Origin of the sequence: Sulfurivirga sp. (genome assembly GCF_015490265.1) — a bacterium.
Taxonomy (GTDB): domain Bacteria; phylum Pseudomonadota; class Gammaproteobacteria; order Thiomicrospirales; family Thiomicrospiraceae; genus Sulfurivirga.
On record NZ_WFYD01000039.1, the window covers coordinates 1 to 7554 of the forward strand.

At 63.2% G+C, this 7554-nt stretch carries 8 protein-coding genes; all 8 read left to right on the forward strand.

What is annotated here, in order from left to right; all coding sequences use genetic code 11:
* Positions 1–8 precede the first annotated feature (8 nt).
* Positions 9–992, forward strand: a complete 984-nt coding sequence (locus F8K16_RS02880; RefSeq protein WP_294946703.1) for a beta-ketoacyl-ACP synthase III — start codon at positions 9–11, stop codon at positions 990–992.
* A gap of 18 nt (positions 993–1010) precedes the next feature.
* Positions 1011–1949, forward strand: a complete 939-nt coding sequence (gene fabD, locus F8K16_RS02885; RefSeq protein WP_294946684.1) for an ACP S-malonyltransferase — start codon at positions 1011–1013, stop codon at positions 1947–1949.
* 5 nt (positions 1950–1954) lie between these two features.
* Complete coding sequence (gene fabG / locus F8K16_RS02890; protein WP_294946688.1) at positions 1955–2689, forward strand: 3-oxoacyl-ACP reductase FabG; 735 nt, start codon at positions 1955–1957, stop codon at positions 2687–2689.
* A 77-nt stretch (positions 2690–2766) separates the two neighbouring features.
* Positions 2767–3006 carry an acyl carrier protein gene (acpP, locus tag F8K16_RS02895; protein WP_294946690.1) on the forward strand — a complete coding sequence of 80 codons (240 nt, stop codon included), beginning with the start codon at positions 2767–2769 and terminating at the stop codon, positions 3004–3006.
* Positions 3007–3096: 90 nt separating this feature from the next.
* Positions 3097–4335, forward strand: coding sequence for a beta-ketoacyl-ACP synthase II (fabF, locus tag F8K16_RS02900; RefSeq protein WP_294946693.1), 1239 nt, complete (start codon positions 3097–3099; stop codon positions 4333–4335).
* Between the two features lie 8 nt (positions 4336–4343).
* Positions 4344–5672, forward strand: a complete 1329-nt coding sequence (locus F8K16_RS02905) for an aminodeoxychorismate synthase component I (protein ID WP_294946695.1) — start codon at positions 4344–4346, stop codon at positions 5670–5672.
* A complete protein-coding gene (locus F8K16_RS02910; protein ID WP_294946697.1) occupies positions 5669–6508 on the forward strand; it encodes an aminotransferase class IV in 840 nt (279 codons plus the stop codon). The genes F8K16_RS02905 and F8K16_RS02910 overlap by 4 nt, the downstream gene beginning before the upstream one ends.
* A 5-nt stretch (positions 6509–6513) precedes the next feature.
* Entirely contained in the window at positions 6514–7506 is a 993-nt protein-coding gene (gene mltG, locus F8K16_RS02915) for an endolytic transglycosylase MltG (protein ID WP_294946700.1), read from the forward strand.
* The last annotated feature ends 48 nt before the right edge of the window (positions 7507–7554 follow it).

Sequence of the window (7554 nt, forward strand, 5' to 3'; positions counted from 1 at the left end):
CTGTGTGGATGAACCCGAACACGCAGCGGTATAGCCGCATCATCGGAACGGGTGGATATCTGCCCGAGAAGATCCTCACCAACCACGATCTGGAAAAGATGGTGGACACCTCGGACGAGTGGATCCGGGAGCGCACCGGCATCCGCCAGCGTCACATCGTCGCCGACGATCAGACTACATCCGATCTGGCGGAGGCCGCCGCCCGCGCGGCGCTGGAGAGTGCCGATGTCGGCGTAGATGAAATCGATCTGATCGTGGTGGCGACCACCACACCCGACAAGATCTTTCCCAGCACTGCCTGCCTGCTGCAACAGCGCCTCGGCAATCATGGTGCGCCGGCCTTTGATGTTCAGGCAGTCTGTTCCGGTTTCATCTATGCCCTCAGTGTGGCCGACCGCTTTATCCGTTCCGGTGGTGCCGCCACCGCGCTGGTGGTGGGTGCCGAGACGCTTTCGCGCATTACCGACTGGAGTGACCGCAACACCTGCGTGCTGTTTGGCGATGGCGCCGGCGCCGTCGTGCTGCGTGCTGACAATGAGCCCGGCGTGATCAATACCCACATTCACGCAGATGGTCAGTATGAAACCCTGCTGCATGTACCGTCCGGCGTATCGAAGAAGCCCGTGACCGACAGTGTGTCCGAACGCAGCATGCACATGCGCGGCAGCGAGGTGTTCAAGGTGGCGGTCAATACCCTCAGTCAGGTGGCCACCGAGACGCTGCGGATCAATGATGTCTCGCCCGAGGAGCTGGACTGGCTGGTGCCGCACCAAGCCAACCGCCGCATCATCGATGCCACGGCGCGCAAGCTCAAGCTGCCGCCTGAGCAGGTGGTGGTGACAGTTGACCGCCATGCCAATACGTCCGCTGCCTCCGTGCCGCTGGCGCTGAACGAGGCAGTGCGTGACGGGCGCATCAAACCCGGCCACCTGATTCTCATGGAGGCTTTCGGTGGCGGCTTTACCTGGGGCTCGGCGCTGGTGCGGATGTAAAAGAGAGGAATGGATGTAATGAGCTACGCATTTGTCTTTCCCGGTCAGGGGTCTCAGTCCGTCGGCATGCTGGATGCGCTGGCTGAGGTCTATCCTCAGGTGGAGCAGACCTTTGAAGAGGCCTCCGATGCCCTCGGCATGGATCTGTGGCAGCTGGTCAGCCAGGGGCCGGAAGAGGCGCTGAACCGCACGGAAAACACTCAGCCCGCCATGCTGACGGCCGCCATGGCGGTCTATCGCGTGCTGGACAGCCAGACGAACCTGGCGCCTGCCATGATGGCTGGACATTCGCTGGGCGAGTACACCGCTCTGACGGCTGCGGGCGCGTGGTCGCTGGCGGATGCGGTGAAACTGGTGGCGCTGCGTGGTCGGCTGATGCAGCAGGCGGTACCGGAAGGTGCAGGCGCCATGGCCGCCATTCTAGGTCTTGAGGATGACGCGGTGCGTGAGCTGTGCGCCGAAGCGGCCGGTGATCAGGTGTGCGAGGCGGTCAACTTCAATTCTCCGGGACAGGTGGTCATCGCCGGCGATCGTGCCGCCGTGGAGCGAGCGCAGGCGCTGGCAGAGGCCCGGAGCGCCAAGCGGGTGGTGCCCCTGCCGGTGTCCGTGCCGTCTCACTGCTCGCTGATGAAGGCGGCGGCTGAAAAGCTGGGTGAGGCGCTTGCCGAAGTGGACATGTGTGTGCCCGAGGTGCCGGTGCTGCACAATGTGGATGCTGGTGCCCGGGACCAGGTGGATGCGATCCGCCAGGCACTGGTTGAACAGCTCTATCGTCCAGTGCTGTGGGTCGATACAATACTGGCGATGAAGTCTGCGGGTGTGGCACAGCTGTTCGAGATCGGTCCCGGCAAGGTGCTGACCGGCCTCAACCGCCGCATTGACCGGCGCATGCCCATCACGCCCGTGTTCGATCCCGCCTCGGTGGAAACCGCCGTGGCGGCCATGGAGGAGGCGTAAGCTTTATGGAACGGATTGCAATCGTGACCGGCGCCAGCCGCGGAATCGGCAAGGCGACGGCACTCAGGCTGGCGCGTGACGGCATGACCGTGATCGGCACGGCCACATCCGACAGTGGTGCCGAGGCGATCAGCGCCTATCTGGAAGAGGCCGGCTGCAAGGGTGCTGGCCGTGTGCTGGATGTCACTTGTCCGGAGCAGATCGAGGCGCTGGTGGCCTGGGTCAATGAGCAGTTCGGCGTACCCACGGTACTGGTCAACAACGCCGGCATCACCCGCGACAACCTGCTGATGCGCATGAAGGACGAAGAGTGGCAGGCGATCATTGACACCAATCTCACCTCCATCTACCGCATGAGCAAGGCGGTTCTGCGCGGCATGATGAAGGCGCGCTGGGGGCGGATCGTGAGCATCGGCTCCGTCGTGGGCCTGATGGGCAATGCCGGTCAGACCAACTATGCGGCTGCCAAGGCAGGAATGATCGGTTTTTCCAAGTCGCTGGCACGGGAAGTAGGGCCGCGTGGCATCACTGTCAATGTGGTTGCGCCAGGCTTCATCGACACGGACATGACCCGGGCATTGCCGGAAGAGCAGCGCAACGCCCTGGCCAGCCAGATCCCGCTTCAGCGGCTGGGAGAGCCGGAGGACATCGCTGCTGCCGTGGCCTTTCTGGTCAGCGACGAGGCCGGCTACATCACCGGCCAGACGCTCAGCGTCAACGGCGGCATGGTGATGCCCTGAGTGCTGCTGCTTGCAAATTGCGCAGGCGGCGCGCAAAATAAACCGAGATTTTTTCAACCACAAACTGGAGACTGTCAATGAGCAGCATTGAAGAACGCGTCAAGAAGATCGTAGTTGAGCAGCTGGGTGTCGAAGAAGACCAGGTGACAGCTGACGCCTCTTTCGTGGACGATCTGGGAGCCGACTCTCTGGACACCGTAGAGCTGGTCATGGCGCTGGAAGAAGAATTCGATTGCGAGATTCCGGACGAAGAGGCCGAGAACATTCAGACACTGGGTCAGGCAGTGGCCTACATCGAAGAGCACTGCGAGAAGTAATGCAGTCGTGACCCCGTGAAGAAAAGAGCCGTTGCCAAGACGGCTCTTTTCGTATCAAGGGACTGAAAAAGCACTACCGAGGACAGAACATTGAGCAAGCGACGTGTCGTCATCACCGGTCTGGGCATGGTCTCACCGCTGGGCAACAGCGTGGCCGAGAGCTGGGAGGGCATCAAGGCCGGCCGCAGTGGCATCCGTACCATCGACACTTTCGACGTGAGCAACTTCTCCGTCAAGTTCGGTGGTCTGATCAGGGATTTTGATGTCAGCCAGTACATCAAGCCCAAGGAAGCCAAGAAGATGGACCCCTTCATCCATTACGGCATGGCGGCCGGCATTCAGGCGATGGAAGACTCCGGTCTTGAGGTGACCGAGGAAAATGCCGAGCGCATCGGGGTGCACATGGGTTCCGGCATCGGCGGCATCGACACCATTTCCCGACAGCATCAGGTACTGATGGAGTCGGGGCCTCGGCGTATTTCACCCTTTTTCGTGCCCAGCGCCATCATCAACATGATTTCCGGCAACCTGTCGATCATGTATGGCATCAAGGGCCCCAATCTGGCCATGGTGACTGCCTGTGCCACCGGCACCCATGCCATCGGCGATGCAGCACGGCTCATCCAGCATGGTGATGCGGACGTGATGATCGCCGGCGGGGCCGAGCAGGCGGCCAATCCGCTGGGTCTGGGCGGTTTTGCCGCTGCCCGGGCGCTGTCCACCCGCAATGATGACCCGCAGGGCGCCAGCCGGCCATGGGACCGGGATCGAGACGGCTTCGTGCTGGCCGATGGCGCCGGTGCCGTGGTGCTGGAAGAGTATGAGCACGCCAGGGCGCGTGGCGCGCGCATCTATGCCGAGGTGGTCGGCTTCGGCATGAGCGGAGACGCCTACCACATGACCCTGCCGGCCAAGGGGGGCGAGGGGGCGGCCCGCTGCATGAAGAACGCCCTGCGGGACGCCGGCCTGAATCCGGAGCAGATCGACTACATCAACGCCCATGGCACCTCCACCCCTGCGGGAGATCTGTGTGAGACGCAGGCGGTCAAGACCGCATTCGGCGACCATGCCTACAAGCTGGCGGTCAGCTCCACCAAGTCCATGACCGGCCATGCGCTGGGTGCGGCCGGCGCGCTGGAGACCATTTTCACTACGCTGGCCATCTATGAAGGCGTGTTGCCGCCCACCATCAATCTGGAAAATCCGGACGAGGGCTGTGACCTGGATTATGTGGCCAATGAGGCGCGCGAGGCGGACATCCGCTACGCCCTCAACAACTCGTTCGGCTTCGGTGGCACCAACGGCACGCTGGTTCTGGCGAAGGTCTGATCCGAGACGTGACGCAGCCTGTCATCGCAGGCCGGCCCTTTGAGGGCGCCGCGCCTGATCTGCTTGCTCTCTACCGCGCCTTTCCGGCGCGGTATCCGTTTCTGCTGCAGAGCACGGCACAGGGGCCGCTGGGCCGTTACGACATTCTGTTCGCCTTTCCCGACGAGCCACTCACTCTGGGTGAGGGAGATGATGCAGAAGCATTCATCTCCGCCGTGCGCCAACGCTGGCGGGCGCGGCCGGAGGTGGAACCGGTGGTGGATGTTCCCTTTTCCGGCGGCTGGTTTGCCTGGTTCGGCTATGAGTATGCCAAGGTGATCGAGCCTGTGCTGAACCTGCCGACCCCGAAAGGGCCGCTGGCCATGCTGGTGCACTGTCCCGCCGCAGTGATCGTTGATCATCTCAGGCGGGAACTGCTGTTTGTGGCTGAACCGGGGCAGGAAGCACTGCTGGCGCAGATGCAGGCGGACTGGGCGGAAACTGCCGCCCTGTCGCCCGTCGAGGAGGTACTGCCGACATTTGAGCTTGAGGAGGAGGCGCCGGAGCGCTTTCTCGACAGTGTGGCGCGCATTCGTGACTATATCTTCGCGGGTGACGTGTTTCAGGTGAACCTGTCCCGCCTGTGGCAGGCCCGGTTCAGTCATGCGCCCGATCCCGCAGCACTCCATGCCCGTCTGCGCCGGGCCAATCCTGCGCCTTTCGCGGCGTTGGCGGACTTCGGCGAGTGGCAGGTCATCAGTTCCTCTCCTGAGCGGCTGGTACGCTGGCAGGATGGCTGGCTGGAGACCCGCCCCATCGCCGGCACCCGACGGCGGGACGAGCGGGACGATCGGGATGCTGCTCTGAGACGGGAGCTGCTGGAGACGGTCAAGGAGCGGGCCGAGCACATCATGCTGATTGATCTGGAACGCAATGATCTCGGGCGCATCTGCCGCTCCGGTTCCGTGGAGGTCAATGAGCTGATGGTGGTGGAGAGCTACCGTCATGTGCACCATATCGTCTCCAATGTGCGTGGCCGACCCGAACCGGATCTGACACCGCTGGACGTGGTGCATGCCCTGTTTCCCGGCGGCACCATTACGGGCTGTCCCAAGGTGCGTTGCATGGAGATCATCGCCGAGCTGGAACAGGCACCCCGGGAGGCCTATACGGGCAGTCTGGGCTATGTGGGCTGGGATGGACGCATGGATCTGAACATCCTGATCCGCACTTTTCAGTTGCGGGGCACACTGCTCGGCTTCCGGGCAGGCGCGGGCATCGTAGCCGATGCCAGCGCAGAGCAGGAGCTGAAGGAGACTCGCCATAAGGCAGCGGGACTGCTGAGGGCGCTGCAATGAAGGCGCACTGCTGGGTTGACGGCCAGTCGTCTGACCATGTGTCCATCTTTGATCGGGGATTGCTATATGGGGACGGCTTCTTTACCACGGTGCGGGTGGAGCAGGGGAAGCTGCTCAACTGGCCGGCGCATCGCTGGCGTGTGCGCATCAGCCTTGACCGTCTTGGCTTTGCGCCCGAGCTGCTGGAGGCGCTGGAAGCGGATCTGACCGGGATTGCCGCACACTTTGGACAAGGGGAGGGGGTGCTCAAATGCATCGTGACGCGTGGTGATGGGTCACGCGGGTATGTGCCCCGTGAAGGAGTGGCCACCCGCATCGTGCAGTTTTTCCCCGGACTGCCACAGGCCAAAGAGGGGGCGCTGTCGCTGGACATCAGTCCAGTGGTGGCCATGACCCAGCCTCAGCTGGCCGGCATCAAGCATCTGTGTCAGCTGACTCAGGTGCTGGCGGCGCGGGAAAGCGGTGGCAGGGAGGTGCTGATGCTGGACGAGGATCAGGCCATCGTCGGCGGCCTATACAGCAATGTGGTGTTTCTGCAGCAGCGCACGCTCTACACGCCGCGTCTGGATCATGCCGGCGTGTGGGGCACGAGTCTGCGAGCCCTGCAGCAGGTGGCCGGACAGCTCGGATACGACTGGCGGAAGACGCGAGTTTCTCTGGGCAGAGCCTGTGACATGCAGGGGATGGCACTGCTCAATGCCGTGCGGGGGTTGCGGCCGGTGGTCGAGGTGGGAGCCCGGGCACCGTGTCGGTTTGACCCGAATGTGTGGCAGCCGCTGGCGCAGCGGCTGGAAGCCTATTTCAGGGAGCAGGCGTGGTGTCCGCAAGACGGCTGATCATTATGGGTATCGCGATCGCCGTGCTGGCAGCCATGGTCGCCGGCCTCTACCTGTGGCAGGCATGGCGGCAGCCGCTGGCGCCTGCGGCAGAGGGGCGTGTGGTGGCTTTGGGCACTTCCGTGCCGGAGAGCCTGGCGCGCCTGAAGGTCGCGGGATTGCGGCATGAGGGACTGTTCCGGCTCTATCTGCGTCTGAGCGGGGAGGATCGCAGGGTGCGTCCGGGCGAGATCCGGCTGCGCAGTGACTGGACCATGGCGCAGCTGGCCAATGCCATGGTGAGTGGCCCGCGGGTGCAGTACCGCATCACTTTCATTCCGGGACAGCGTTTCGCCGATGCGTTGCGGCAGCTGGCCCGGGCGCCCAAGCTGCGACATGAAATCAGGGACGTAAAACAGGCCCGCAAACTGCTGGGCGTGGATCATGAGGAAGGACAGCTGCTGCCGGAAACCTATTTCTATCAGGCCGGCGACAGCGACGCCAGCGTGCTGAAGCGGGCACATCGGGCTCTGTGGGTCTATCTTCAGAAGGCATGGCCGCAGCGGGATAAGGGGCTGCCGCTCAAGAGTCCCTATGAGGCGCTGATTCTTGCCTCCATTGTGGAGAAGGAGACGGGACGGGCCGATGAGCGGCCTCGCATCGCCGGTGTGTTCATTCGCCGCCTGCAGAAGGGCATGCGCCTGCAGTCGGATCCGACGACCATATACGGGCTGGGGGATGCCTTCGACGGCAATCTGACCCGGGCCGATCTGCGTCGGCGCACGCCCTACAATACCTATCGGATCAACGGGCTGCCGCCCACGCCCATCTGTCTGGCGAGCCGGGCGAGCATTGACGCGGTACTCCACCCGACCCATGAGGACGCACTCTATTTCGTGGCCCGCGGGGACGGCACCCATGAGTTTTCCGCCACACTGGAGGCACACAACCGGGCGGTGCGGCGCTATCAGAAAAAGCGAAAGAGGGCTGAGCATGCGCGGCAGATTCATCACCCTTGAAGGGGTCGAAGGCAGCGGCAAGAGCACCAACCTGACCGTGCTGGCGGA